A 26,300-nucleotide genomic window follows, 5' to 3' on the forward strand; every position below is an offset into this window, starting at 1 on the left:
GTCCGCCGCGCCGTCCGCCGGGGCCGTCACCGCGCCGACCGCGCCCGGGACGGGCACCAGCACGCCGGCCCGGAAGAGCACGGCCATGATCTCGTCGCGTCGCTCGACGCCCACCCCGCACCGCGCTGCCGACTGCTCGACGGTCACGTGTCTGCGCTCGGCGATCTCCTCGAGCCAGGACTCCTCGGCCGGAGCCAGCCCGGACAGCACGAACGACCACCGCGGGTCGGAACCGCACTGCACCTGACCGCCGCCGCGGCTGAGCACGGGCGTACCGGGCCGCAGCCGGAGGGCGGGAGCGCTCGTCATGTCCGCAACGATGCCCGACGACGGCGCCCCCGGTGCGTTGTCCACAGGCCCGGGAGGATATTCAAAGCATCCGGCCGGCTGGAAGTTCCCGGCTGCGCCCAGAGCCGAAAGGACGGCGCAACGCTTGCCGACCCGGTTACGGTGAACACTATGAGCGACCAGCACCAGCCCGGCGAGTCTCCCCAGTCGTGGGAGGAGATGCTGCGCTCCATGCTCGGCGAAGGCGCAGACGAAGTGATGGCCGAGATGCGCGAGCGGGGCATCGACCCGACCGCGCTCGGCGGCGCGCCCGACCCCGTGATGATGCAGTACGCCCTGGCCCAGGTGCAGAAGATGCTCTCGGCCGAGGGCACCGGCCCCGTCAACGCCGACGTCGCGCACGACGTCGCGCGTCAGGTCGCCGTCAGCGAGGGTGACCCGTCCCTGACGGGCAAGCAGGCCAAGGACGCCACCGACGCGCTGGGAGTGGCCGAGCTCTGGCTCGACGCCGTCACCGACCTCCCGCCCGCGGGCGGGACCAGGCGCGCGTGGAACCGGTCCGAGTGGGTCGAGGCCACGCTCCCCGTGTGGAACGAGCTCGCGGCGCCTGTCGCGACGTCGGTCGCGGACGCACTGGCCACGGTGCTGCGCGACCAGCTCCCCGAGGGCGTCGACGACGGGGAGGCGGTGCCCGGCATGCCCGCCGGCGTGCTGCACGGACTGGGCGGCTCGATCGACCCGGCCCAGATGATGCGCCGGCTCGGCTCCGCCGTGTTCGGCATGCAGGTGGGTCAGGCGGCCGGCACGCTCTCGCGCGAGGTGTTCGGCGCCACCGACGTCGGCCTGCCGCTGCTCGACAGCCCCGACACCGTGCTGCTCCCCACCAACGTGGCGGCGTTCGCCGACGGCCTGGACGCCCCGCTGGAGGAGGTCCGCCAGTTCCTCGCGGTCCGCGAGGCGGCGCACGCACGCCTGTTCACCCACGTCCCGTGGCTCCGGTCGCACCTGCTGTCGATCGTGGAGCGGTATGCCCGGGGCATCACCATCGACCTCGACGCGCTTGAGGCCCAGGTGCGCGACATCGACCTCGCCGACTCCGACGCGCTGCGCAGCGCGCTGTCCGGCGGCGTCTTCGGCCTGCAGAACACGGACGAGCAGAAGGCCGTGCTCCTGAACCTGGAGACCACGCTCGCCCTCGTGGAGGGCTGGGTGGACGAGGTCAGCGCCATGGCCGCCCTGCCGCACCTGCCGCACGCCATCCCGCTGCGCGAGATGATCCGCCGCCGCAGGGCCGCGGGCGGTCCGGCGGAGCAGACGTTCTCGACCCTGGTCGGGCTGGAGCTGCGGCCGCGCCGCTCGCGCGACGCGGCGACCCTGTTCTCGATCGTGGCCCGGGCCCAGGGCACCGAGGGGCGCGACGCCGTGTGGGACCACCCGGACCTGCTGCCCGGCACCCAGGACCTGGACGACCCGTCCGGCTACCTGGTGCGCCGCGAGGCGGCGGAGAACGAGCACGCCGACATCGACGCGGCGCTCAAGGAGATCTTCGGCGAGGGCGACCCGGACGACGCGGCGGACCCGGAGAAGTAGGTCAGTCCTGCTCGTCGTCCGGGGTGGCGGTCCCCGGGTCGTCCTGCGTGAACGACGCGCCCTCCAGGAAGCCGCGTGCCCGGTCCGTGCGGGGGTAGACCTCGAGGATCTTCCAGAACTCCGGTCCATGGCCGGCGTGCAGCAGGTGCGCCAGCTCGTGCAGCAGCACGTAGTCGAGCACCCACCCCGGCATGCCCTGCAGCCGGGTCGAGATACGGATCGAGCCGTCCAGCAGCGTGCACGACCCCCAGCGCCGGCCCTGGTTGTTCGACCAGCGCACGCTGGAGGGGCGGGCGCGGCCGTCGAGATACTTGGCGGAGAGCTCGGCAGCGCGGTCGGCGAGCTCCTGGTCGGACGGGCGGCGGCGCCGCTCCTTGTCCTCGAGCCGGGCTACCATCTTCGCCACCCACTCCCGCTCCTGCGCCCGAGAGAAGCGCGCAGGAATGGCGACGATGGTCCGTCCACCGTCGCGGTATGCGCTCACCGTGGCGGTCCGCCGGCGGCTCCGGCGTACCTCCACGGACGTCAGGGCGTCGTGGGCCACGGAACGACCGTACCGGTTATCGGCGTCAAGGTGGGGTATAACACACCGTTCAAGTGGAAAAACTTTGCCTAACAGGCTGTTGTGGGGTGCGATTCACGGAACCCTCAGCCAAGTGAGGAATGATGGGCCGGTGACTGACATGCGTGACCTCCAGCACTCTCCTCAACCCGAGCCGCCACCGTTCGACGACTCGGGCACCGCGGCCGCGCCGATCTCGCGCCGCACGGTCACGCTGGGGGTGTCCTTGCTGCTCACCGCCGTCCTGTCCGCGTTGGCGCTGGTCGTGCCCACGCCGTACGCCATGCGCTCGCCGGGGCCCACGGAGGACACGCTGGAGCGCAACCTGATCCAGATCGAGGGCGCCCGCACCTACGAGTCCACGGGCGAGCTGCGCCTCACCACCGTCTCCGTGCTGGGCGGGCCGGGTTATCCGATGCTGGCGGGCCAGGTGATCCAGGGCTGGCTGGACCCGCGGCGCTCCGTGCTTCCCGTGGAGGCGATCTTCCCCGAGGCGACCACCAAGGAGGAGCAGCAGGAGGTCAGCCAGGCGGAGATGGTGTCCTCGCAGGAGTCGGCCACCGCGGCGGCGCTGACCGAGCTCGGCTACGACGTGCCCGCCGTGCTCGACGTCGCCGGCACGGAACCCGGGTCCGGCGCCGAGGGCAAGCTGGAGGAGGGCGACGTCATCACTGAGTTCCAGGGTGAACCTGTCGGCACCTACGCCGACCTCATCGACGGGCTGGCCGGGACGACGCCGGGCGACGACGTGACGCTCGGTGTGCAGCGCGGCAACGGTACCGAGGACGTCACCATCACGACCGCCGACAACGGCCAGCGTGCCGTGCTCGGCGTCTTCATCGACCCGCACTACGACTTCCCGGTGGACGTCTCCATCGAGATCGAGAACATCGGCGGCCCCAGCGCGGGCACCATGTTCGCGCTCGGCATCATCGACAAGCTCACGCCCGAGGACGAGGCGAACGGCGAGGTCATCGCCGGCACCGGGACCATGAGCCCCGAGGGCACCGTGGGCCCGATCGGCGGCATCGAGCAGAAGCTGTACGGCGCGCAGCGCGACGGCGCCGACTGGTTCCTGGCACCGGTGGACAACTGCGACCAGGTGGTGGGCAACGTGCCAGGCGGGCTGCACGTGGTGCGGGTGGGCACGCTGGCCGAGGCGCGGGACGCCGTCGAGCAGATCGGGCGCGGCGAGGGTGCCGACCTCCCGACGTGCTCCTGACGCATCCGTGACGCACCTGCCGAGTCGTTGACCACGTGTTGCACATCTGGAGGATGTGGGAACCTTGTGTTGGGAACCTTGAGCAGAGCCTGGCCGTTCCATCTGGGTACGGCCCAACCATTGATGACGTGAGGTAACGCAGTCGTGTCCTTCGCCGCAGCACCCCGTCGCCCATCCGGCGGCGCACCCCGAGCCCGACGACGCAGTCCCCTGGGGGTGGCGGTCGTCGCGGTCGCCGTCGTCATCGCGGCCCTGCTCCTCCTAGCGCAGTTCTGGACCGAGGTGATGTGGTTCGGGCAGCTCGGGTTCTCCCGGGTGATCTGGACCGAGTGGGGCATGCGCGCCGCACTGTTCGCCGGTGGGTTCGCGATCATGGCGGGCGCCGTGTTCTGGTCGTTCACCGCGGCCTACCGCTCCCGCCCCGTCTACGCCCCGAGCACCCCTGAGCAGGCCACGCTCGACCAGTACCGCGAGGCCGTCGAGCCCCTGCGCCGGGTCGTGATGATCGCCGCCCCCGTGCTCGTCGGCTTCTTCGCCGGCGTCGCGGCCTCCGCGCAGTGGCGCACCGTGCTCCTGGCCTTCAACAGCGAGCCGTTCGGCGAGAACGACCCGCAGTTCGGCATGGACCTCGGGTTCTTCGTCTTCATGCTTCCGGCGCTGCGGTTCACCGTCGGGTTCCTCATCTCGGTCGTGGTGATCGCCGGCATCGCCGGAGTGATCACGCACTACCTGTACGGCGGCCTCCGGGTGGGCCCGGCCGCGGCCGGCGGTCCCCGCACCACGCCCGCCGCGCGCATCCACCTGGCCGTCATCGGCGCGGCGCTGCTGCTCCTGATCGCCGCCAACTACTGGCTGGACCGGTACTCGATCCTGACCAACGCCGGTGACCGGTTCGACGGCGCCTCCTACTCCGACGTGCACGCCGTGATCCCCGCCAAGGGCATCCTCGCGGTGGTCGCGATCTTCGTGGCCGCGCTGTTCATCGTCACCGCCTTCCGGGGCGACTGGCGCCTGCCGGCGATCGGCGTCGGGCTCATGGTGGTCTCGGCCATCGCGATCGGCGGTATCTACCCCGCCGTCGTCCAGCGCTTCCAGGTGAACCCGAACGCGCAGGAGCTGGAGAGCGAGTACATCCAGCGCAACATCGACGCGACGCTGTCGGCCTTCGGCATCGACGACGTCGAGAAGGAACCGTACGACGCCACGACCCAGGCCGAGGAGGGCGCCCTGCGCGCCGACGCCGACACGGCGGCCTCCATCCGCCTGCTGGACCCGCAGATCGTGTCGCCGTCGTTCCGTCAGCTGCAGCAGAACAAGCAGTACTACAACTTCAACGACTCCCTCTCGGTCGACAAGTACGAGATCGACGGCGAGTCGCGCGACACCGTCATCGCGGTGCGCGAGCTGAACCTCGACGGCCTGGGCCAGGACCAGCGCAACTGGGTCAACGACCACACCGTGTACACGCACGGCTACGGCGTCGTCGCCGCCTACGGCAACCAGCCGGGACCGGACGGCCGCCCGGCGTTCTTCGAGGGCGGCATCCCGTCGCAGGGCGCGATCACCGACCTCGAGGGCGAGTACGAGCCGCGCATCTACTTCAGCCCGAGCACCACCACGTACTCGATCGTCGGCGCGCCCGAGGGCACCGAAGCGTGGGAGCTCGACTACCAGGCGGACGACGCCGATGACGGCGGCCAGGTCAACACGACCTTTACCGGCGACGCCGGCCCTGACGTCGGTACGTTCGGCAGCAAGCTCCTGTACGCGCTGAAGTTCGGCGAGGAGCAGCTCCTGTTCTCCGACCGCGTGACCAGCGAGTCGCAGATCCTGTACGACCGGGACCCGCAGCAGCGTGTCAGCAAGGTCGCCCCGTGGCTCACCCTCGACAACCGGGTCTACCCGGCGGTCGTGGACGGCCGCGTGAAGTGGATCGTCGACGCGTACACGACCAGCGACGCCGTCCCGTACTCGACGTCGACCCCGCTCGACGAGGCCGTGGCGGACACCCTCACCCAGCAGGCCGGCGCCCCCGTCGAGCTGCCGGAGGAGGTCAACTACATCCGGAACTCGGTGAAGGCCACGGTCGACGCGTACGACGGCTCGGTCGACCTGTACGCGTGGGACGACCAGGACCCGATCCTGAAGGCCTGGACCAACGTCTTCCCGACCTCGGTCAAGCCCATGTCGGAGATCTCCGGCGACCTGATGAGCCACCTGCGGTACCCGGAGGACCTGTTCAAGGTGCAGCGCACCCTGCTCAGCCAGTACCACGTGACGGACTCGGCCGAGTTCTTCTCGGGCCAGGACTTCTGGAACAACCCGACCGACCCGACGTCGGAGGCGACCACCGCCCCGCTGCAGCCGCCGTACTACCTGACGCTGCAGATGCCGGGCCAGGAGGAGTCCACGTTCTCGCTGACCTCGACGTTCATCCCGGGCGGTAACACCGACCGAGAGGTGCTGACCGGGTTCCTCGCGGTGGACGCGGACGCGGGCAACGAGGCAGGCAAGAAGGGCGAGGACTACGGCAAGCTACGCCTGCTGGAGCTCCCACGGGACACGACCGTCCCCGGACCGGGTCAGGTGCAGAACAACTTCGACTCGAACCCGACCATCTCCGAGCAGCTGAACATCCTGCAGATCGGTGCCTCCACGGTGCGGCGCGGCAACCAGCTCACGCTCCCCGTGGGCGGCGGCCTGCTGTACGTGCAGCCGGTGTACATCCAGTCGACCGGTGGCACGCAGTTCCCGCTGCTGCGCAAGGTGCTGGTCGCGTTCGGTGACGACATCGGCTTCGCCGACACGCTCGACGAGGCGCTGGACCAGGTGTTCGGTGGTGACTCGGGCGCCCAGGCGGGTGACGCCGGCGCTGCGGCCGAGGACGAGGCGCCGACGGCGCCGCCCACGGGTGAGGGCGAGACGGGCACGGAGCCCACGCAGGAGCCGACCGAGGAGCCGTCCGGCGAGTCCACACCGGAGAGCACCGAGCAGCCGTCGTCCGAGCTGGACGCCGCGCTGCAGGACGCCCGCCAGGCCCTGGAGGACTCCAACACCGCCCAGCGGGCGGGTGACTGGGCCGCCTACGGCGAGGCTCAGGACCGGCTGCAGAAGGCACTGGAGGAGGCGATCGCCGCCGAGGAGGCCCAGCAGCAGGGCTGATCCTCCGGCAAGCGCTCCGTCAGGCCCGCAGGTCACCTCGGTGACCTGCGGGCCTGACCGCGTTACGGGAGCCGGCGGGCCACCACGACCGAGTTGATGACGTCGTCGGTGGGGTGCACCACCTCGAGCACCTCGAACCCAGGCATGGCGTTCAGGTCGACGGGCGGGTACAGCAGGGTGCGCAAGCCGCGCGCGCTGCGCGCGAGCAGCAGCGCCCCCGGACGCATCGCCTGGCCCACCGCCCTCAGGATCTCTGCCTTGGCCGACGGCGTCTCGCCCACCAGGGCGGCGAGCACCACGACGTCGTGGTGCGTGAGGCCGACGTCCGCGGCGTCGGCCTGCTCGAACCGGACCTCGGTGGATCCGAGGCGCGCGCCGACCCGCCGGGCCAGGCCCACCGCGGTGGCGTCCCGGTCGACGCCGACGACGGGGGCGTCCAGCGCGGCGGCGTAGCCGAGGGTGCTGAGGGGGAGCGGCCCGCAGCCGAGCACCGCGACCGACGTCGCGGTGCCGCCGTTCGCGTGCAGCACGAGCCCGGCCTCCAGGGCCGTGAGCCGGCGGTAGTTGTCGAGGTACGGAAAGGTGTCGAGCGCGGCCCGGGCGTCCGGGGCGGTGGCGATGTGCTCCGCCCAGGCCCGCTCGAGCTCGGTCTCCCCGCGCGCCGAGAGGTCGCGGATGGCGTCCTTGCGGCGCCGGACCTCCGGGTGGTCCAGCAGATCTCTGGCCTGGCGTTCCGGCGTCGCGAGGACGGTGTGCACCAGGGCGCCGAACAGGGCGTTGGTGCCGGGATCGGGACGCAGGTGGGGCAGTGCGGCAAGCTGGTCGGTGAGGTGGACGATCCGGTCGGCGGACAGGGTGGTATCGCTCAGCTCCGTCGTCATGGGGACGATGGTTCCACGGCCGGATCGGTTCGACCGGCTGTGACCTGCGTCTCGACCGGCCGACCCGGTTTGCACATCGTCGCTCGGGGTGCGTAAAGTAGGGATCACCGACGCGGGGTGGAGCAGCTCGGTAGCTCGCTGGGCTCATAACCCAGAGGTCGCAGGTTCAAATCCTGCCCCCGCTACAACGTCAGGCCCGGAGATCTGCGGATCTCCGGGCCTGAGAGGTTTGTAGAACTTGAGCACCGCAACAGAAACGCAACAGATTGGGCCCTTGAGCGACCTGTTCGAGCCGGATCTGGAGTTCGGGTACGGAGTGCGCTGGAGCACTCTGGAGGAAGGCCTACACCTATGGTGCATGGACGCCTTCACCACATCTGAGAGCGGCCGGCCCGATGTGGGCCTGGAGCCGCTGCTGAGCACCGAGGACCTGGCGGATTATCTTGGGATACCCGTCGCCACCCTCCAGGACTGGCGTGTGGACCACAAGGGTCCACGCGGCATCATCGTCGGCCGCCGCGTCAAGTACGCCGTGAGCGACGTGCGTGCGTGGATCGAGCAGCAACGCGAGACACGCCCCGGCGACCACACGGGCGGGCGGTGATCGGCATGGGACGACCGCGCACACCAGTGGGCACCTTCGGCGATATCTGGTTCGCAGACCTGGACAACGGAAGCGTCGAAGCTCGCACCTGGTACCGCGACGACGACGGAAAGTCGCGCCAGGTGCGGGCCGTTGGTCCTTCCGAGACGGCAGCAAAGATCGCGCTCAAGGCCGCGATCGCGGTCCGGGGTAGCCGTTCCGGCCTCGGCGAGCTGACCCGCAACAGCTCGTTTCCCGGCGGCGCCTGATGGAGCGTGTCCCGGTGGTCCTGGCCGACGCGCGAGCCCGCGCCGCTCAGATCCGGCACGAGGCGGACGAGCGAGCACGACGGGATGCCATCGAGCGGGCCTCCGAGCCGCACCGCGGCTGGTAGGAATTTCCACAACCGGGCAATGCTCGGAGCCCTTGAACCTGCCGGTGTCGAGCACTCCCCGCCGGCCGGTATCCACAGGTTTGTCCCAGAGTTATCCACAGGTTTCAGGCTGTTTCACGGCGTGGCTCTCCGGCACGGGAACGGGTCGGTAACGTCGCCACCCAGGACCGGCGCCGGTCGCGAGCGTCGGCGGTCTGGCCGTGGTCGCCGTGATGGATGGGCACCGTAACGAGGGCGGATGTGATGGAACGGATCTGGCTCGACGTGCCGTTCGAGGAGAAGGACGAAGCCAAAGAGCTCGGTGCAAGGTGGGCACCGGACGCGAAGCGGTGGTTCGCCCCACGCCCCGGGATGGCCCGGCTGGAACGCTGGGCCGCGCTGCCGGACGTCCCAGACCTGCTGCCCGGTGAAGACCGGTCGCTCGGGTCGGGGCTGTTCGTCGATCTGGTGAGCTGCGAGTCCAGTTGATGGCCGCCCTGGAGCAACTCGCTCGCGAGCGAGAACTACACGAAAGCATGAATGGTGAGCTCACCGCCGCCAACGAGGTCAACCGCCAGCTCGTGCGCGACCTCACCGCGGCGAAGGAGAACGAACTGCTGCTGCGCCAGCGGCTCAGCGCCCGCCGGAAGTAATACCGCGTGCAGTCGACGTGAGCGGAAACCTCGCACACGGGCGACTCGACCCGCCACGCTTGATCGCCGGAACGCGTCGGAGACGCAGCAGCACTTCGACGTTCCCGATTCGCATACGTCGAATTTGTCGGTGGTGGCCCACCCTGGGGTGCAGTTCATCGTCCTGCTCCGAGCGTGAACCTCGGAGCCCGCCAGCCCGACTACAGAGATGACACGCGACGAGCGCGAAGGGAGGCGAGATGACCGACGAGCTCCTGGTGGTCCGGGCCCAGTTGGGTAGCCGGTCCGCACTGGAGGACCTGGTGACGCGATGGCAGCGGCCGGTTTGGCTGTACGTGCGGCGCATGCTGGACAGCGAGCGCGCCGACGACGTCGCCCAGGAGGCGTGGATCGCGGTCGTGCGAGCGCTACCTCGGCTTCGCGAACCGGACCGGTTCGCGCCGTGGCTGTTCACGATCGTGCGACGGGCTGTGCTGAATCGGCTGCGCGACCAGTACGCCGACCGGCACGACCTGGTCGGCGGACCCGATCGGGGGGCGTTCGACCGGCCTGACGACGCCGTGCCGGACGCAGTGGACGAGTTGGTGGACCGGGCCGAGATGATCGATCGTCTGGCCGGCCTGCCGGTACTGGAGCGCGAGGTGCTGGTTCTGCACTACCTGGAGGACCTTTCGGTCCAGGACTGCGCGCAGGTCTGCGGAGTCCCCTCGGGGACCGTCAAGTCACGACTGAATCGTGCGCGCCGTCTGCTGCGCGAGCACGTCGAAGGAGAGGTGAGCTGACATGTCGAATGAGGAACCCCGGGCATCAGTACCCGAGGTCGTCGCCGGGCTCAACGAGACGCTCTCGCGGACCGGACGCGTGCGCGCGGTAGGGACCTTTGTGATCGGGCTCGCGGGCGCCGTCTTCGTGGCAGCCCTGTGGTGGACCGAGCCTGGGCCGCTACCGGTCCTCACGCAGGTGACCTTCGGGCTGCTCATGGTGTTCTGCCTCACCTGGGCCGGCTACGGGACGTGGCTGCTACGGACGCGCGTCGCGCTGTTCGCCACCGACCGCGTGGTGGCCGCGTGGATCGGCCTGGCGGCATCGGCGCTCACCGGCACCATGCTGGTGATCCTTGCCGTCCAGCGCGGATCCGGGACCTGGGGCCCGATCATCGTCGCGGCGGCTTTCATGGCGGTCGCGATCACCCTGGTAGTCCGCGCCCACACCCACCGCACGGCACTGCTCCGCCGCGAACGAACCCTCAATGGAAAGCAGGAGTCATGACGCACAACGCCAAGCTCGTCCGCAAGCGGTTCGGCCGCACCGGCATCATCATCGCGCTGACAGTGGTCGTTCTCCTCATCGTCGGCGGGATCCTCCTACTCGTCCTGACGTGACCGGCTCAGCCGCAAGAAGTCCGGGCGGTGCTCAGGTGCCCTGCTTCGGGCGCGTGGTGTTCGCGCCGTGCAGGTGATCACGGTCGATCGTGGCCTCCACGACAAGGAGCGCAGAACCGGACAGCGATCTGATTGCGTGCTGTCAGTCATCGCCGGTGGCGAACTGCCACCATCAGCGGCCAGAGGAAGTGCGGCCAATGATCGTGTGCAACTCATCGCACACGTTCCGAGCAGCGATGACCTGATCGTGCCAGTGATTTACCAGCAGGACGGGCGGATCTGCGCGGGCTGGGCCAGCTGCCACGACATGGACCACAACCTGGCCGCTCGTGTCGCCGTCCTGGACGGCCAAGTCACTTCGGACCAGTACCAGCAGCTTCAGGACTAGGGACTGCTGCACGGATAGGTGACGACTCAACCTGTAGGGCAGGTCAACCTGTCACCTATCTGTGCAGCAGTCCCAACTACAGCTAACGCTCTCGGTGGTGCTAGCCCTTAACGCTTGCGCGGCGCTCACGCATCCAGACCAGTGCGGCTACGACTCGGGAACGTCAGTGAGCCGTCGTCGCACTTGTGGCGGTGGTGCGTCCGTGATTGATCGCGGCGTCCACTGCTGCGCCGATGCGCTGCAAGGCAATCAGGTCGCGTGGTTCGAGCGAGTCGATCAGGTATTCGCGGACTGCCGCGACATGTCCGGGCGCAGCGGCGACCACGACGTCGTAGCCGGCCTCGGTCAGGGTGGTGTTGGTGCGGCGACCTGCACCGGGTATCCGGGACCTGGCAAGCAGCCCTCGCTTCTCCAGTCGCCCGACGACGTGCGACAACCGCGACAGCGAAGCTGATGTGCGCACGGCCAGTGCGCTCATCTGCATGGTCCGATCCGGCTCCTCGGAGAGGACCGACAGCACCATGTACTCGAAGAAGGTCATCTGGGACTCGCGCTGCATCCGCGCGTCCAGGGCGGCAGGCAAGCTGATCATGATCGCAGAGTTGGCCAGCCACGCCGCCAGTTCGTCGCCGTTCAGCCAGCGCGGCTCGGCGTCCGATCCAACGGGTGAGCCACTCCCGGGCTCGGTGACCGCAGCGGACGGCGTCGTTGCGCGGGATGCCGAGCCGCCTTGCCCAACCCTCTTGCCCTGCCGCTGAGCATCCGCCGCCTTCGTCATGCGGCCAGCCTACGGCGATCGTTATTGACGCATCAAGTTCCAGAGTGTAGAACTTGACGCATCAAGTTCATCTTGATGCGTCAAGTTCTTGTCGGGTCGACATACCGGCAGTGGGCCTGGCGAACCGATCCAGAGAGGACTATTCCGATGCAGACCACGTCGCTCGGCGGGCTCGAGGTCTCGCGCCTCGGTCTGGGAGTCATGGGCATGTCCGCGTTCTACACAGGCAAGGACGAGTCCGAGGAAGGCTCCATCCGCACCATCCGGCGCGCTCTGGACCTGGGCGTCACCCACCTGGACACCGCCGAGGTGTACGGGCGAGGCGCCAACGAAGCCCTGTTGGGCCGGGCGATCAAGGGCCGTCGGGACGAGGTGGTGCTCGCCACCAAGTTCGGTCTGGCGTCCCACACGGGCCGGCCGGGGGCGGACAGCACGCCGACGAACGTCCATCTCGCCGTCGAGGGGTCGTTGCGGCGCCTGGGCACCGACCACATCGACCTCTACTACCAGCACCGGGTTGACCCCGACACTCCGATCGAGGACACCATTGGCGCCCTGGCCGACCTGGTCGCTCAGGGCAAGGTCCGCTACATCGGCCTGTCCGAGGCCGGCTCCGCCACCATCCGCCGCGCGCACGCGGTCCACCCGGTGGCCGCCGTCCAGAGCGAGTACTCGCTGTGGACGCGGGACCCCGAGGCCGAGGTCCTGCCGATGCTGCGCGAGCTGGGGATCGGTCTGGTGCCGTACTCCCCGCTGGGGCACGGCTTCCTGACCGGGAACATCCGCTCCCTGGAGGGCCTGGACGCCGACGACTGGCGTCGCACGAATCCGCGTTTCACCGGCGGCAACCTGGAACGCAACCTGCGCATCGTGGACGAGGTCCGGTCCGTGGCGACCGAGGCCGGAGCCACCCCTGCCCAGGTCGCCCTGGCCTGGCTCCTGGCCCAGGGCGGGGACATCAACCCCATCCCCGGCACCCGACGCGTTGAGCGACTTGAGGAGAACATCGCCGCGGACGGGATCCGGCTCACCCCGGACCATATCGGCCGGCTGAACAACCTGGCACCCGCGTCCGGCGACCGCCACGACCCGGGCGGCATGGCCGCCATCGACCGGTGAGAGGCGGCCCGGCGACGAGCCGAACCGCACGAGACGACCGCGCCGCAACCGCGGCGGGCCGGGCAGCAGACCGAGTAGCAGACCGAATGGAGCAGCAGATCATGGCAAGCAGTGTGATTCGTGTCGGGATCATCGGCGCCGATGCGAAGGCAAGCTGGGCCGGGGCGTCGCACATCCCCGCGCTCGCGGCCCAGCCGCAGCTCGTGCTGGCAGCGGTGGCGACCCGGCGCGAGGAGAGCGCACGAGAGGCCGCCGAGCTGTTCGGCGTCGAGCGCTGGTACGCCGACCCGTACGAGCTGATCGACGACCCGTCGATCGACCTCGTCACCGTCGCCGTGAAGGTTCCGGCGCACCGCGAGCTGGTGCTCGCGGCCCTGGCGGCGGGCAAGGCCGTGTACTCGGAGTCGCCATTGGGTGCGAGCGTGACGGAGGCCGAGGAGATGGCCGCGGCCGCCGGTTCGCTGCACACGGCGATCGGGCTGCAGGGCAGCCTCAACCCGTCGGTGCGCCGGGCGGCCGAGATCATCGCCGAGGGCCGGCTGGGGCGGCTGCTGTCGGCACGGGTGACCGCGACGACCTTCGGGAACGGCCCGGAGTCGGTGAGCGCATACGAGTACTTCGACAAGGCGGCCGCCGGCGCAGGCTTCATGACGATCGCCGTGGGCCACGTCCTGGACGTGATCGAGACGGTCCTCGGCGACATCACCGAGATCGATGCGCGCACGGAGCTGCTCTGGCCGGAGGTGAAGCTGGTCGATACCAGCACAACCACCGCCCGCGAAGTGCCGGACCACCTCGACGCGATCCTCAAGACTTCATCCGGAGCTCCCGTCGGAGTGCAGGTCCTGGCCGGTGTTCCAGTACCTGATGCCCGGTTCAGCCTTGAGGTCCGAGGCGCCGACGGCTGGCTGAAGCTGACCGGCAACCACCCCGCCGGCGTCCAGGTCGGCGACCTCACGCTGGCCTCGAACGTCGACTTCGAAGCACCCGACCGCCCTGTCGCCACGGGAACCGGTCCGGCCGCGGCCGAGATCTGGACCGGTGCCTCCATCAACGTGGGCGAGGTGTACGCGAGCCTCGCGCGCGACATCGACGAGAACACCTTTGCGACGCCGGGCTTCGCTCACGCGCTGCACAACAGTCAGCTCGTCGCGCGAGTGGAGGAAGCCGCTCGCAGCGGGCGGCGACAGTAGGACACCTCAGCAGGGTGCGGGCGTCCACGGCGGCGGCCCGCACCCGGCTGTCGAGCGGACTCGGCGGTGACGCCCAAGGCGTCGATGAAGACGATCGCAGAGCTCGCTGTCTCAGCCGTGGGACCAGGTCACCGCGTTCATCGCCACATCAGCGACCCGGAGCAGTTCCGCCTCGCTCCTGCCTGTCGCCGCCTGAACGGCGATGCCGTACGCGACCGTCGTGATGTAGGCCGCCAGCGTGCGCGGATCCTCGGTCTCCGGCAGATCACCCTCGGCCCGCGCACGCAGAAATCGGGACTCGAGGCGCGCAGCGCCATCCTGGCGCCAGTCGACGAGGACCTTCTGGGCGGTGAGCCCGTTGTCGCCGGCGGACAGCGCAGCCTGGACGCCAAGGCATCCGTGGGGTGCCTCGCGACTCGTGCTGGCGGCGGCTGCGCCGCGAAGGATGGACTCGGCGACTTCGCGTGCGGTCGGCTCGGACAGTGCACGGATTCCGTAGGAGGCCGGGCCTTCCGTGTACCGCTCGACCGCTCGGCGGAACAGCTCGTCCTTGTTCCCGAACGCCGCATACATGCTGCTGCGAGTGATGCCCATCGCCTCGGTCAGGTCCGTCAGGCTCGCCCCTTCGTAGCCTTTGGCCCAGAACACTCTCATGGCTTGTTCGAGGGCGTAGTCGGAGTCGAACTCACGAGGCCGCCCTAGCTTGGTCTGCGATGCGGGCATGGCAGTCATTATGCGCCCTTACGGACCAGACAGTCCAGATAACGCGAGGGATCAGGCGTTCAAGTCGCCGTCGATGGTGAGCACAGCTCCGGTGCTGAACGCCGGCGAGGCGCCCGCGACGAAAGCGATGGGAGACATCCCGGGCCGCGACGCCTGCCTGCCCGCGCGGTCGAGGCTTGCGAATAAATCTCTGACCGCCTACGGTACTTCCGTACCGATCGGTCCTGAAGTGATGTACTGGACCAAGAGGGACGTGACCTCGCTACCGGGCCTGCGTGAGCGAGCACGCCGAAGCACGCCGCAGCGGAAGTGCCGCCGGCTCGCTCTGAGAAGGAGAAGGATCATCATGAAAGCCGCCGTCATCGCCTCGTTCGGCGAACCCTCCGTGTTGCAGGTTGCGGAAGCTCCACGACCGGTGCCGGGTCCGGGTCAGGTGCTGGTACGGGTTCACGCCGCCGGGGTGAACCCGGCGGAGATCCTGGCACGCGCCGGAGCGTTCCGCCTGCGTGCTCCCGCCATCATCGGATTCGAGTTCGCCGGCGTCGTCGAGGCGGTCGGTCCGGGCGTCGACGAGGGCGTGGTCGGCGACCGCGTCGCCGGATGGCCGGACTCCGCCACCCAGGGCTCCTACGCCGAGTACACGGTCAGCAGCAACTTCGCGACGATCCCCGACGGCGTGTCCTTCGAGGAGGCCGCGGCTACTGTCATCGGCGCCGACAACGCGGCGAGGGCTCTCGGGCTTATGAACCTTCGCCCGGGTGAAACGCTCGTGGTCACCGGCGCGAGCGGTGCTCTGGGCAGCGCCGCCGTGCAGTTCGCGCGACAGCGGGGTGTGACAGTGATCGGCGTCGCCGGGACTGCCAACGCGGACTTCGTCCGGAGTCTCGGGGCGACCCCTGTCGCCCACGGCCCGGGCCTGGTCGATCGCATCCGTGCGGCCGCTCCGGGCGGGGTCGATGCCGCGCTCGACACCGCCGGCAAGGGACTCCTTCCCGCCCTCGTCGATCTCCTCGGCGGCCCCGACCGGATCGTGACGCTCGCCGACCGCGATGCCGCACAACACGGCGTCGCATTCAGCGCCGGGGGCAGCGAGAACCGCGACCGCGGCCCCGTCCAGGAAGCCCTGAATCTGATCGCCGCCGGCGCATGGACCGCACGCATCGACCGGAGCTTCCCGCTCGACGAGGCCGCGGACGCCCATCGCCTCGTCGCCACGGGCCACACCCACGGCAAAGTCATCCTCATTCCCTGACTCGGCCGACCGGCCATTCCACCACGACAACAATCAATGGGAGAGTCCGAAATGCCTGCAGTCCTCGTCCATGGTGTACCTGATACCCACCGGCTCTGGGACACCGTCCGTTCCTATCTTGAGCGCGAAGATATTGTGGCGATCGATCTCCCCGGGTTTGGCGTACCCCTACCCGCTGGATTCACGTCGACGAAGGAAGAGTATCTCGACTGGCTCATCAAGAAGATCGAAGAAATCGGCGAACCCGTCGACCTGGTCGGTCATGACTGGGGGTCTCTGCTCACGGGCCGTCTCGCGTCCGTCCGACCAGATCTGGTGCGGACATGGACAGGCATCAGCGGACCGATCGATCCGGAGTATCCGTGGCACTATCTCGCCAAGATCTGGCAGACGCCAGGCGAGGGCGAGCAATGGATGGCGGACCTTGACCTCGAGGCGTTCGCAGCAAGCCTCAACGAAGCTCAGATGCCGCGCGACGCGGCAGACGAATCGGTCCGGCACCTCGATGCCACTATGAGAGCAAGCATTCTCGCCCTCTACCGTTCGGCGATCGAGGTCGGGGCGGAGTGGAAGCCAGGTTTGAGCAACGTGACCGCACCGGCGCTCGTGATCTGGGGCCTGGACGATCCATTTCTTCCTCACCGCTTCGCCGACGAGCTCGGTAATGCCACACGCGCACGTGCGGTCTTCAAGCTGCGCAGCTCGCACTGGCCGATGATCGAGCGCCCGGCCGATGTCGCGCGCGAACTCGAGGCCCACTGGGCTCACGTGTAAAACCTGCGCTTGGGCCACTCGGGCTCAAACCCCGCGGCCACCATGGCGAACGGAAATAATTGCTCGCTCACTATGGCGAGCGAGCAATTATTTCCGTTCGCCATGGTGAGCCCGAGTGCCCACGCATGTGTCCGGAAACGATCATCGTGACGCAGCGCGGAGAGCGTTGCGCGGGCTGCACAAGGAGCATACTCATGACGAATTCAGCAAATACCCGAATCGGCGTCGGCCTTATCGGGGCCAGTGCCGACCGAGGTTGGGGCGGAATTGCTCACGTCCCGGCGCTCCAGGCGCTCGACGCGTTCCAGATCCGCGCCGTCAGTACGACTCGTATGGAGAGCGCGGCCGCGACCGCTCGTCGGCTGGGCGCCGATCTCGCCTTCGACACACATGAGGCTCTGGTCGTGCGACCGGAGGTCGACCTGGTGCTGGTCGCGGTCAAGGTGCCGGAGCACATGCAGATCGTTTCCGACGCGCTGGCCGCGGGCAAGATGGTTTATTGCGAATGGCCGCTCGCAAGAAACCTGTCGGAGGCCGAAGCGCTGGAGGGGTTTGCCCGTGAGCGGCAGCTGCGAACGGTTGTCGGGTTGCAGGGCGGCCTGCACCCGCCGATCCTCTTCCTTCGCGACCTCATCGCGCAAGGCGTGATCGGCAAGCCGCTCAGCACGAGCATCCGGGCGCATCTGGCCGACGACATGTGGGTCGGCCGATATGACCCGCCGGTCGAGTACATGGCTCGCGCAGAGCATGGCGCCACGCTTCTGAGCATCATGCTCGGCCACGGGCTCGAACCGCTTGCGCGCGTGCTCGGCACGTTCGAGAGTCTGTCCGCCGTCGTCGCCAATCAGCGTGGTGACGGCGTCCGCCTCTCCGATGGCGCGTCGCTGCCGAAGGACGCGCCGGATGAGATCGTGGTCGCCGGTGTTCTCGAAGGCGGGATCGTCACTTCGCTGCACTACAGTGCCGGGCAGTCTGCCGGCTCGTCGATGGTATGGGAGATCCAGGGCACCGAGGGCAGTGTGCGTGTTGAGTCGGCGTCGGGTTACCTCCATTTCACCGATTTCACCATCACGCTGCGCCGCGGCAGCGAGCCTGTCCAAGTGCTACAGGTGCCCCCCGCTTATGCGGCTCCCGACCTGCAGCTCGACGCACCCGCGGCAGGGGTCGCCCGCCTCTACGCCCAGTTCGCCGCCGACCTCCGCGACGGAACCGCCGTTGCGCCGGATTTCGCGGTCGCACTCGATCGCCACCGGGTACTCGAGGCGATCACACGGGCCGCTGAAACAGGTCATCGGCAGCATCTGTCCCGCCCCGACCGAATGAACTCCAGTCTTTGAACCCGGGAGAGGCACTGCCGCAGGACCCGAGGAGATGGCGATCCGCGAGCTAACCCTGACTTGATCACACAGAGCTGACCCGTACCGTGTCGAAGGACTCTGCTGACCAGCGGGACCTCGCCCTCCATCCCTCTTCTTCAATGCGGCGCCGACTGCGTCGCTCGTCCACCGCGGTCGAGGTCCCCGCGCCAGGTGAGCAGCGGCGGGTGTCCGACCCTGCCCGGGTCGCGGCGACGGTCGTCCAGCTCGAAGCAGCCCTCCGTGATTCCCTGGAATCAACCTCGCGCAATCCGGGGCATCCGGTCGGGCCGCTAGCCTGTTCGCCGAAGGATCTCAACCCTGCCCCACTGCCGCTTGACAAGTTCAGTGAAGGAATCCGTCCCACTTCGGTTCGAACCGGCATCCTCCAGGCAGGGCACCAGCTCGTGGAATCTGCCCGACCGCGCGCGCAAGAGCCACCTGTACTGGACCAGCAAGCCCTGGGGGCACAGCTGGTCCAACCAGGCCGGCGCGATATCCCACGCACCGACCGTCACCAAGATCGCGTCGAACGGGCCATGCCCTTCGACCGCGAGCTCGCCGTCACCGGTCAGGACCGCCACCCGCTCGCCGTACCCCGTCGCCGCCAGGCACTCCACAGCGCGCGCCGTGACCCACGGGTCGATGTCGATGCTCACCACCGACCCTGCTTCGCCCACGACCTCGGCAAGCAGACCAGACGGTTCAAGGTGCGGGTGACCTTGGTCAGACCGCTGGTGAGAAAGACCAGGGCGAGCACGGCATTGATGATCCAGAGTGCGATGAGCACGACGTTCTACTTTCGGTGAGGGGCGAGGCGTGATGGATGCGGGATGTCGGAGGTGTGACCGGCCACGGTGTCTAGCGGGCGTGACCGAAGTACATGAGCTCCCAGATCGCCTCGTCGGTGTGCGTCTCCAGCACGTGCCCGTCCGGCGACTGTCGCTCGATCCGCAGCTCGCCGACGAACCGCAGGTAGGCGCCGTCGAACCGGATCAGGCGGGCGGCGGTCTTGCGCCACCCGCTCATCTGCTCCAGGAAGGTGTTCGCGAGCAGGTCGCGGTGCTTGGTGAAGGTGACGATGTACCGGTCAGTCCCGTCGTCGTAGATGTACGTGGTCACGGTGGCGACGGGCTTGCCCGTCTTCGGGTCGGTGCGGATGTCGGTCGCCTCGAAGTTAACGAGCGAGGCGTCGTCGGCGACGATCTGGCCGTCTTTGGCGAGCATGAAGATCGGGATGGGCTCGTATCCGTACTTCTCGTGCGCCGTGATGTACGACGCGATCACCGAATACGGTCCGGCCTGGCCGCGTGCCCAGTACCAGTCGTGGATGATCGACATCATCCCGACGTTGCCCCAGTTGTGGTCGTGGTAACCGATGCCGGTGATCTCGGTGCGGGTGCCTTCGACCTCGTAACTCCCGCGGACCGACCCCTGGGGCACGGAGGGCAGCCAGGAGAACTCCAGGTCCCGCTCGGCGCCGAAGACGAGGTAGCCGGTCTGCGGGCGCCAGGGGCGCACCTGCGCGTCGAGCGTGACGTCCACCTTGATGCCGTCGACCTCCGCGTGGATCTCGTAGTGCGACAGGTCACCGGCGAACGTGTTGCCGTCGATCACCACGTCGGCGCCCTTGGTCGAGGCGGAGAACGAGGCGGCCGGGAAGTCCTTGACGATGGCGTAGCTGCGCCCGTCGGGCAGGTCGAGGTTGAGCCGGATCTGCGGGCTGAGCGGCTTCTTCGGCGCGGAGAGGTCCTTGGTCATGAGAATGACGACGAGCTTGGCTCCGTTGTCCAGGTGCGCGTCGAAGTACCACCACTCGTACGTGCCGCGACGCCCGTCGGTCCGTGCGCCGTCCTCCCACGTGGCGACCTGCTCGCGGGCGAGGCCGAGGCGTCGGAAGTCCGCGTCGTCGTGCGCGATGCTCGCGCGGTGCGGTGTGCCTGGGCCGCGGTCGGCGGTTCGACTGGACGTCTTTTCGACACTCATGGGTTGATCCTTCGTCTCGGTGAGGCACGAGTGCGCCCCATATATAAGGACGACGTGGCTCACCCAGGTGTCAGGACCGAGATGCCGCACAAGGAGTCGTGCTCGTCACATGGCAGGGAGCGTTATGAGCTAAGGCGTCTTCCAGGATGAGAGCTTTTCCGGGTTCAGCACCAGACGCACGTCAGTCACCACCCCTTCAGAGACATCGAGGGTCACGACACCGATGATGTGGCCCTCGTCCCAGATGGCGAAGCCGAGACCGTCGTGCGTCTCCTGCTCCAGCACGTCGCAGCCGGGGTACTTGTGCACGACCCCGGCGATGAACCGGGCCACCCGTTCAGCGCCGACAACCGGGTGGCGCGCGGCGGTGACGACCCCGCCACCATCGGAGCGGAGGACGGCGCCGGGGTCGAGGACCGTGATCAGCGCCTGGACGTCGCCACTGCGCGCGGCCGAGGCGAAGGCTCGCACGACGTCATCGTGCTCACGTCTCGTGGCGCGCCGATCTCGTGCCTGCTCGACACGGTGCCGGGCAGAGGAGGCCAGCTGGCGGCAGGCGCCTGGGCTGCGGCCCACCGTGGCAGCGATCTCGTCGAACGGGACCGCGAACACGTCATGCAGCACGAAGGCGACTCGTTCGGCAGGCGTCATCGTCTCGAGCACCACCAGCAGCGCCGAACTCACCGAGTCATCGAGCGAGACCTGGTCGGCCGGGTCCAGCTCAGGGCGGGAGAACACCTGGGACGGCAGCGGCTCGGGCAACCAGGGACCCACGTACTCCTCACGCCGGGCACGCGCCGAGCCCAGCATGTCCAGGCAGATGCGGCTCGTGACGCGCTGCAGCCAGAAGCGCGGCGCCTGCACGGCCACACGCTCCTCCCTGCCCATGCGCCACCAGCGCACGTAGGTCTCCTGGACGGCGTCCTCGGCCTCGGCGATCGTGCCAAGCATCCGGAACGCGAGCGACATCAGGTGCCGCCGCTCAGCGAGTGCCTGGTCGATGGCCGGTTCGTCGTTGGTCATGGGAACCTCCCGCCCCTAGAAGACGAGACAGCACGACCGAATGTCAGGCGAACACCTGACATCACGCACGACCACGTCGTCCTACTAGGCATGAACTCTCACTCTCGAAGCATGAAGGTCGCCGTGGCCGGCGGCACCGGCACCGTCGGACGACACGTCGTTGACGCACTGCGCGCCGCGGGACACCAGCCGGTCGTGCTCACCCGAGCCTCTGGCGTCGACCTGCTCGACGGCGCCGGCCTCGCCGATGCGCTGCGAGGAATCGACACCGTGGTAGACGTCTCGTCGACGAACACTGCCTCGGCCAAGAAGTCTCTGGCGTTCTTCGAGAGCGTCACACGCAACCTGCTTTCGGCCGAGCGAAAGGCCGGCGTGGGCCACCACGTCGCGCTGTCCGTGGTCAACGCGGCGAAGGTCCCTGCCAGCTATTACGCGGGCAAGGTCGCCCAGGAGAAGATGATCATGGCGGTACCCGGCGGCTGGTCTCTGCTGCGCGCCTCGCAGTTTCATGAGCTCACCGAGGTCCTCATCCGTCAGGGCCGGGTGGGGCCGGTGCAGATCGTCCCGCAGATGCGCGCACAGCCGATCGCGGCGGTCGAGGTTGCGGCCGAGCTGGCAAGCATCGCCCTGGGTGAGCCTCGCGGGCTGGTGCCGGACCTCGCGGGCCCGCGTCCGGAACGTGTGAGCGACATGGTTCGCCGTTTCCTGCAATCGACCGGCAGGCCGCGCCCGGTCCTGGAGGTGTTCGTGCCGGGTGCCTGGGGGCGCGGCATGCGCGAAGGTACGTTCCTGCCAGACCCGGGCACACGCCTGGGCCAGCAGTCCTTCGACGAATGGCTCGGGACCGCCGCATGCTAGTTGGCGCCAGTTGCCCGCGTCACGATGCCGACGTCGCCCCTGCGGCGACGTCGGCATCGTGGCCGTCGGCGCGTTCAGGAGGACTGCACCGAGCCGAGCTTGTCGGGATTGCGGACCAGATAGATACCGTCGATCACGCCCTCACCAGAGCTCACGGTCGCCATGGCCAGCAGCTCATCGCCCTGCTCGATGAGAAGACAGGACCCGCCGTTGGCGTCGGAGATCTCGAAGGTCGCGCCCTGTCCGAACTGCCGGAGGGCTCCGAGCAGGAAGCGGGCGACTCGGTCGCGGCCGGTGACGGGCTGACGGGCGGCGGTGACCTTGCCGCCACCGTCGGAGATGCTGACGACGTCCTGGGCGAGAAGCCGTTCGAGCTCGTCGAGGTTGCCGGAGCGGGCTGCGGAGAGGAAGGCGTCCAGCAGGCGGGAGATCTCCTGGTGCTGCGCGGGTGCCCGTCGTTGGCCGGCGAGGTGGTCGCGGGCACGTCGGGCGAGCTGCCGAGCGTTGGCCTCACTGGTCTCGAGGACCTCGGCGATCTGCCGGAAGGGGTAGTCGAACGCCTCACGCAAGACGTACACGGCTCGCTCGCTCGGCGAGAGCTGTTCCATCAGTGTCAGCATCGCGACACTGAGCGCCTCGGCGCGCTCGGCTCCGAGGGACGGGTCGTCGCCAGTCGGGACGAGCTCCGGGAGCCACGGGCCGATGTAGGACTCCCGGCGCACCCGGGCCGACGTCACGGCGTTGATGGACAGCCGGGTGACGGTCGTGACCAGGAACGCTTCCGTGTTCAGGACGACGGACCTGTCGGTCGCCTGCCAGCGAAGCCACGCGTCCTGGACGATGTCCTCGGCGTCCGCCACGGTGCCGAGCATGCGGTAGGCGATTCCGAACAGCCGCCGCCGGTTGCTCTCGAATACCTCGGCCGCCTGGCTCAGCTGCGACACCGTAGTCCTTTCCGTCGGGTCAGCGAAGTTCACCTGCTTGCTCTCGACGAGTCTGCCGACGGTGGGCACGTTCTGCACGGGCACATAGTCACGTGCCGTCGACGAGCCTCGCCGAGACCGGAGCCCGGTCACACGGACGGCCTGCGGCGATAAGTAGCCCAAAGGGCGTAGGCGGTCGCGCTGAGCAGCGTGCCCACCAAGACGTACGCCACGGCACGGAACCAGTCCGACCGTCCCTCTGTCAGCGGCACGTCCAAGGGGTTCGACTCCGGTGGGACGTTACCGACGGTGAAGCGGTAGCTCCCGTCGAGGGGGGCCCCGTCCGCGGACACGACGCTCCAGCGCACCTGATACCGCCCGTCGGGCAGTGCGGGGTCGAGCGCCTGCTCGACGCCGGTCGCGGTGACGAGGACGGTTCCGTCCGCCCAGTCGCGATCGTCCTCGTCCTGGACCACGACGGTCGCGGTGGTGGCATCCGTCTGGATGTCCGAGGTGAAGGTCAGAGCAACCGAGGACGGCCGCCGCTCGAGAGCCTCGTTGTACGTGGGTTGCGCCGAAGCGACGGTCGTATGGGCCGAGGCCTGCCCCGCGCCCAGCGGTGAAGCGGACAGGCCCGCGACGATCAGGAAGGCGAGTGCGGCAGGTATTCGCTTGCCCATTGGTGCTTCTCCCGGTGACGACTGTTCTGCCGCCGCGAGGGCGGCGTCACCACCTCAGACCGCACAGCGAACCTCGTTCGTGACAGATCCGGTGTCACGAACCGGGGTTGCTGCGCGGTCTTCGATGCAAGCCCGCGCCCAGATGGCGCAGAAACAGCGCCATCTCGCCGATGTGCGTGCGAGAACGCCTACCGAGGAGCCTGAACTGTGACGTTGATCATTCGCATCGCACTGGCCGTCCTGTTCGCCGACGAGCTTGTCGTCGGGGCATGGAACGCCATCTCGCCCGAGACGTTTTACACCCACTTCCCGACAGTCGATCTCACACCACCGTTCAGCGAGCACTACGCGAGGGACTTCGGCGGCGCGACCCTCGGCATCGCCCTGCTGCTCGGTATCGCCATGGTCCGGCCCAAAGCCCACTTCGTCGTCCCCGCGGCAATCGCGTACTCGATCTTCGCCGTACCGCACTTCTTCTACCACCTGGTCAACCTGGAGAACTTCACTCTCGGTGAAGCGATCACCCTGACTCTCGCCAACGGTGTTGTCGCGCTCCTGGGGATCGGCGTCATCCTGCTCACGGCTGCCCGCGACCGACGGGCGGCGCGCGTCCAGGTCAACAGCGGAGTGCCGGCGAACCCGTGACCGCGCTGCGTGGACGAGACGCTGACGCGGCGATCCTCGACTACGTCCTGCGTGCCGCGCTGCGAGCCCTTGGCCCCCAGGAAGCCGCCGCTCTGCTTCTCCTCGGTGCCTTCCCGCACGACACCGCTCTCGTGGCCACGTTCGTGGGTTGCTCCGAGGACGATCTTGCAGGGTTGGTCGCCACCGCTCGGGCGAGGCTGCGGCGCGACCGTGCCGCGCTGGTCACCGAACCCATCACGGCCCTCAGACAGCTCAGGTCGGCATGGCGCGGCGGGGACAAAGAGGCGGTCATCGGACTCTTGTCCGCTGACGTCGAGGTCTTCATCGATGGCGGCCCCGGTGCCGGGCGCCTGCGCGTGCCAGTACGCGGGTCGAGGGATGTGGCAGCTCTCCTGATCGACATCGTGGGCGGCGAGCCCCCTGCCCTGGAGTTGGCGGTCGTCGGCAGAGTGCCATGGCTCATCGGGCGGTACGACGAGCTGGCTGTCGGCTTTCTTGCGGCTGAGGTGCTCCACAAGTCCGTGACGCAGGTCTGGCTGGTCGCCGGCCCGGACAAGCCCAGCCGAGGCGACACACCACGAGGAGGGGGCTGATCAATGGCCTGAGAAACGTCCCACCCTCACCGTCAGACAAACCATAGGAGTACCACCATGAGACACAGCGCCAGGATCCGTCGCGCCGCAACAGGCGTTGCGATCGTCCTGATGGCCACCGCAACAACGCCCCTGACGATCCCGACCGTGGTCGAGGCCCGGACCGGACCCGGGGTCATCGCGGAGCGGCCGGAGCCGGACTCCGGTCGTCTCGGCGCGGGGACGCTGCTTACCGCCGAGGCCATCGACGAGCTCGACCCGTCCCTTGCAGCGGCCGCCGAACGAGCGGACCGCATCACCTATCGCTCGAAGTCGCTGTCCGGTCGCGACATCGTGGTCAGCGGCGCATTGCTCACACCCAAAGGAGCAGCGCCGGAGCACGGCTGGCCGATCGTGTCGTGGGCACACGGCTCCAGCGGCATCATCGACCAGTGCGCTCCCTCGACCGCGCTGAACGAGGACGGCAAGGTCGACCTGTTCGGCTACGCCGGGTTCGTCACACAGTTGCTCGAGGCCGGATACGCGGTAGCTGCGACCGACTATGAGGGACTGGGTACCAGGGGCGACCACCCCTACATCGTGGCCGACAGCGAAGGCCGCGGGGTCATCGACGCTGTGCGTGCGGCCATCCAGGCCGAGCCGACGCTCTCGAAGTCCTACTTCAGCGTGGGCCACTCACAGGGTGGTCAGGCCGCCATCGCCGCGGGCGAGATGGCGCACACCTACGGCAAGGGCCTGGACTTCCGCGGCACGATCGGGCTCGCACCGGTGACCAATGTCGGGCAGGCCTATTCGTACGGCTCACCTGGTCCTGTCGACCGCGGGTTCTACCTGCTGGCCCTCCACGGTCTGCGGACCGAGCATCCGGACCTGCGGTTCGACCAATATCTCGGGAAGCAGGCCCTGGACCTGCTGCCGCGGGTCAGCCAGGTATGCACCGACCAGATCTGGGAGGAGTTCTCCGCCGACCTCGGCACAGAGCTGAACGACTACCAGTTCACGCCTCAGAACTCGGCGGCGGCACTGCAGGTGCAGGGATGGCTGGACGAGCAGAGCGTGCCCAGAGGCAGGACCCCGGGGCCGATGCTGCTGCTGCAAGGTGACGCCGATCCTTCGATCAAGAAGGCGGTGACCCAGCAGGCTGTCCGTAACGCTCGCGGCAGTGGCACGGCCGCCGAGTTCAGGCTATACCCCGGTGCGGACCACTACACGGTCCTCGGTCCCCGGAGCGACGGTGGTGCCGCCGCCGACGTCGTTGAATGGCTCGACAGACACCGGCACCCTTAGCCGCCATAGCCCGCATCCGCTCCGCAC

28 protein-coding genes, 1 tRNA gene and 1 pseudogene are annotated in these 26,300 nt (G+C 68.6%); 19 read left to right on the top strand and 11 right to left on the bottom strand.

Annotated features, from left to right (window positions below; genetic code table 11):
* Positions 1-309, bottom strand: a pseudogene (locus PROKR_RS35720) (thiamine biosynthesis protein ThiF); the annotation flags it as partial.
* A gap of 150 nt (positions 310-459) precedes the next feature.
* Here PROKR_RS35720 and PROKR_RS21135 point away from each other — a divergent pair.
* Entirely contained in the window at positions 460-1,878 is a 1,419-nt protein-coding gene (locus PROKR_RS21135; protein WP_036966963.1) for a zinc-dependent metalloprotease, read from the top strand.
* Position 1,879: 1 nt separating this feature from the next.
* On the opposite strand, the gene PROKR_RS21140 is transcribed toward PROKR_RS21135, so the two are convergent.
* Positions 1,880-2,422 carry a SprT-like domain-containing protein gene (locus tag PROKR_RS21140; protein ID WP_036966966.1) on the bottom strand — a complete coding sequence of 181 codons (543 nt, stop codon included), beginning with the start codon at positions 2,420-2,422 and terminating at the stop codon, positions 1,880-1,882.
* Positions 2,423-2,561: 139 nt separating this feature from the next.
* Here PROKR_RS21140 and PROKR_RS21145 point away from each other — a divergent pair, with 139 nt between their 5' ends.
* Together PROKR_RS21145 and PROKR_RS21150 are read left to right on the top strand one after the other, a co-directional pair.
* Positions 2,562-3,662: a YlbL family protein gene (locus tag PROKR_RS21145; protein WP_036966969.1), complete on the top strand. Its 1,101-nt coding sequence runs from the start codon at positions 2,562-2,564 to the stop codon at positions 3,660-3,662.
* Positions 3,663-3,806: 144 nt separating this feature from the next.
* The gene (locus PROKR_RS21150) at positions 3,807-6,824 is read left to right on the top strand and encodes a UPF0182 family membrane protein (RefSeq protein ID WP_036966972.1); all 3,018 of its coding nucleotides are present in this window, start codon (positions 3,807-3,809) and stop codon (positions 6,822-6,824) included.
* A 62-nt stretch (positions 6,825-6,886) separates the two neighbouring features.
* Here PROKR_RS21150 and PROKR_RS21155 read toward each other — a convergent pair whose 3' ends face one another.
* Positions 6,887-7,705: a nicotianamine synthase family protein gene (locus tag PROKR_RS21155; protein ID WP_036966975.1), complete on the bottom strand. Its 819-nt coding sequence runs from the start codon at positions 7,703-7,705 to the stop codon at positions 6,887-6,889.
* Positions 7,706-7,816: 111 nt separating this feature from the next.
* Between PROKR_RS21155 and PROKR_RS21160 the strand changes: the two genes are divergently transcribed.
* From PROKR_RS21160 to PROKR_RS32940, 7 genes are all read left to right on the top strand, one after another.
* Positions 7,817-7,890 (top strand) — tRNA-Met (locus PROKR_RS21160).
* 89 nt (positions 7,891-7,979) lie between these two features.
* Positions 7,980-8,309 (top strand): helix-turn-helix domain-containing protein, encoded by a 330-nt coding sequence (locus tag PROKR_RS21165; RefSeq protein WP_245605913.1) that lies wholly within the window; start codon positions 7,980-7,982, stop codon positions 8,307-8,309.
* The gene (locus tag PROKR_RS21170; protein WP_169736498.1) at positions 8,306-8,557 is read left to right on the top strand and encodes a hypothetical protein; all 252 of its coding nucleotides are present in this window, start codon (positions 8,306-8,308) and stop codon (positions 8,555-8,557) included. Before PROKR_RS21165 ends, PROKR_RS21170 begins: the two co-directional genes overlap by 4 nt.
* Before the next feature lie 368 nt (positions 8,558-8,925).
* The gene (locus PROKR_RS21175) at positions 8,926-9,150 is read left to right on the top strand and encodes a DUF5710 domain-containing protein (protein WP_036966981.1); all 225 of its coding nucleotides are present in this window, start codon (positions 8,926-8,928) and stop codon (positions 9,148-9,150) included.
* Between the two features lie 403 nt (positions 9,151-9,553).
* Positions 9,554-10,096 carry an RNA polymerase sigma factor gene (locus PROKR_RS21180; RefSeq protein WP_036966983.1) on the top strand — a complete coding sequence of 181 codons (543 nt, stop codon included), beginning with the start codon at positions 9,554-9,556 and terminating at the stop codon, positions 10,094-10,096.
* A 1-nt stretch (position 10,097) separates the two neighbouring features.
* The gene (locus PROKR_RS21185; protein WP_036966986.1) at positions 10,098-10,583 is read left to right on the top strand and encodes a hypothetical protein; all 486 of its coding nucleotides are present in this window, start codon (positions 10,098-10,100) and stop codon (positions 10,581-10,583) included.
* Positions 10,584-10,763: 180 nt separating this feature from the next.
* A complete protein-coding gene (locus PROKR_RS32940; protein ID WP_157602407.1) occupies positions 10,764-11,084 on the top strand; it encodes a DUF6283 family protein in 321 nt (106 codons plus the stop codon).
* A gap of 163 nt (positions 11,085-11,247) precedes the next feature.
* On the opposite strand, the gene PROKR_RS21195 is transcribed toward PROKR_RS32940, so the two are convergent.
* The gene (locus PROKR_RS21195) at positions 11,248-11,862 is read right to left on the bottom strand and encodes a MarR family winged helix-turn-helix transcriptional regulator (protein WP_051433214.1); all 615 of its coding nucleotides are present in this window, start codon (positions 11,860-11,862) and stop codon (positions 11,248-11,250) included.
* 147 nt (positions 11,863-12,009) lie between these two features.
* Between PROKR_RS21195 and PROKR_RS21200 the strand changes: the two genes are divergently transcribed.
* Positions 12,010-12,981, top strand: coding sequence for an aldo/keto reductase (locus PROKR_RS21200; RefSeq protein ID WP_036966991.1), 972 nt, complete (start codon positions 12,010-12,012; stop codon positions 12,979-12,981).
* Positions 12,982-13,082: 101 nt separating this feature from the next.
* The gene (locus PROKR_RS21205) at positions 13,083-14,174 is read left to right on the top strand and encodes a Gfo/Idh/MocA family protein (protein WP_036967070.1); all 1,092 of its coding nucleotides are present in this window, start codon (positions 13,083-13,085) and stop codon (positions 14,172-14,174) included.
* A 111-nt stretch (positions 14,175-14,285) separates the two neighbouring features.
* Here the strand turns inward: PROKR_RS21205 and PROKR_RS21210 are convergent, their stop codons facing one another.
* Positions 14,286-14,897 carry a TetR/AcrR family transcriptional regulator gene (locus PROKR_RS21210; RefSeq protein ID WP_036967073.1) on the bottom strand — a complete coding sequence of 204 codons (612 nt, stop codon included), beginning with the start codon at positions 14,895-14,897 and terminating at the stop codon, positions 14,286-14,288.
* Between PROKR_RS21210 and PROKR_RS21215 the strand changes: the two genes are divergently transcribed.
* From PROKR_RS21215 to PROKR_RS21225, 3 genes are all read left to right on the top strand, one after another.
* The gene (locus PROKR_RS21215) at positions 14,896-16,149 is read left to right on the top strand and encodes an NADP-dependent oxidoreductase (RefSeq protein WP_211240193.1); all 1,254 of its coding nucleotides are present in this window, start codon (positions 14,896-14,898) and stop codon (positions 16,147-16,149) included. The two genes, PROKR_RS21210 and PROKR_RS21215, sit on opposite strands and share 2 nt — an antisense overlap.
* 51 nt (positions 16,150-16,200) lie before the next feature.
* Positions 16,201-16,923, top strand: coding sequence for an alpha/beta fold hydrolase (locus PROKR_RS21220; protein WP_036967076.1), 723 nt, complete (start codon positions 16,201-16,203; stop codon positions 16,921-16,923).
* A 194-nt stretch (positions 16,924-17,117) separates the two neighbouring features.
* Complete coding sequence (locus PROKR_RS21225; protein WP_036966997.1) at positions 17,118-18,260, top strand: Gfo/Idh/MocA family protein; 1,143 nt, start codon at positions 17,118-17,120, stop codon at positions 18,258-18,260.
* A 311-nt stretch (positions 18,261-18,571) separates the two neighbouring features.
* On the opposite strand, the gene PROKR_RS21230 is transcribed toward PROKR_RS21225, so the two are convergent.
* The 4 genes from PROKR_RS21230 to sigJ all read right to left on the bottom strand — a co-directional run bounded on the left by PROKR_RS21230 (position 18,572) and on the right by sigJ (position 21,287).
* Positions 18,572-18,937: a hypothetical protein gene (locus PROKR_RS21230; RefSeq protein WP_211240194.1), complete on the bottom strand. Its 366-nt coding sequence runs from the start codon at positions 18,935-18,937 to the stop codon at positions 18,572-18,574.
* Entirely contained in the window at positions 18,934-19,068 is a 135-nt protein-coding gene (locus PROKR_RS37885) for a hypothetical protein (RefSeq protein WP_281171744.1), read from the bottom strand. The genes PROKR_RS21230 and PROKR_RS37885 overlap by 4 nt, the downstream gene beginning before the upstream one ends.
* Before the next feature lie 71 nt (positions 19,069-19,139).
* Positions 19,140-20,264 carry a lipocalin-like domain-containing protein gene (locus tag PROKR_RS21235; RefSeq protein WP_084800582.1) on the bottom strand — a complete coding sequence of 375 codons (1,125 nt, stop codon included), beginning with the start codon at positions 20,262-20,264 and terminating at the stop codon, positions 19,140-19,142.
* A 129-nt stretch (positions 20,265-20,393) separates the two neighbouring features.
* The gene (gene sigJ / locus PROKR_RS21240; RefSeq protein ID WP_036967005.1) at positions 20,394-21,287 is read right to left on the bottom strand and encodes an RNA polymerase sigma factor SigJ; all 894 of its coding nucleotides are present in this window, start codon (positions 21,285-21,287) and stop codon (positions 20,394-20,396) included.
* Positions 21,288-21,398: 111 nt separating this feature from the next.
* On the opposite strand from sigJ, the gene PROKR_RS21245 reads away from it, so the two are divergent.
* On the top strand, positions 21,399-22,145 hold the full coding sequence (locus PROKR_RS21245) for an SDR family oxidoreductase (RefSeq protein WP_036967008.1): 747 nt from the start codon (positions 21,399-21,401) through the stop codon (positions 22,143-22,145).
* 74 nt (positions 22,146-22,219) lie between these two features.
* Here PROKR_RS21245 and PROKR_RS21250 read toward each other — a convergent pair whose 3' ends face one another.
* Both PROKR_RS21250 and PROKR_RS30890 read right to left on the bottom strand, forming a co-directional pair.
* Positions 22,220-23,167 (bottom strand): RNA polymerase sigma-70 factor, encoded by a 948-nt coding sequence (locus PROKR_RS21250; protein ID WP_245605914.1) that lies wholly within the window; start codon positions 23,165-23,167, stop codon positions 22,220-22,222.
* 50 nt (positions 23,168-23,217) lie between these two features.
* Entirely contained in the window at positions 23,218-23,748 is a 531-nt protein-coding gene (locus tag PROKR_RS30890; RefSeq protein WP_051433215.1) for a copper resistance CopC family protein, read from the bottom strand.
* Positions 23,749-23,955: 207 nt separating this feature from the next.
* On the opposite strand from PROKR_RS30890, the gene PROKR_RS21260 reads away from it, so the two are divergent.
* From PROKR_RS21260 to PROKR_RS30895, 3 genes are all read left to right on the top strand, one after another.
* A complete protein-coding gene (locus tag PROKR_RS21260) occupies positions 23,956-24,393 on the top strand; it encodes a hypothetical protein (RefSeq protein WP_051433216.1) in 438 nt (145 codons plus the stop codon).
* Positions 24,390-24,986: a sigma-70 family RNA polymerase sigma factor family protein gene (locus PROKR_RS21265; protein ID WP_036967011.1), complete on the top strand. Its 597-nt coding sequence runs from the start codon at positions 24,390-24,392 to the stop codon at positions 24,984-24,986. Before PROKR_RS21260 ends, PROKR_RS21265 begins: the two co-directional genes overlap by 4 nt.
* Before the next feature lie 147 nt (positions 24,987-25,133).
* The gene (locus PROKR_RS30895; RefSeq protein WP_169736499.1) at positions 25,134-26,273 is read left to right on the top strand and encodes an alpha/beta hydrolase; all 1,140 of its coding nucleotides are present in this window, start codon (positions 25,134-25,136) and stop codon (positions 26,271-26,273) included.
* Positions 26,274-26,300: the final 27 nt, after the last annotated feature.

The sequence above is a fragment of the Promicromonospora kroppenstedtii DSM 19349 genome (assembly GCF_000515355.1).
GTDB classification, from domain to species: Bacteria; Actinomycetota; Actinomycetes; order Actinomycetales; family Cellulomonadaceae; genus Promicromonospora; species Promicromonospora kroppenstedtii.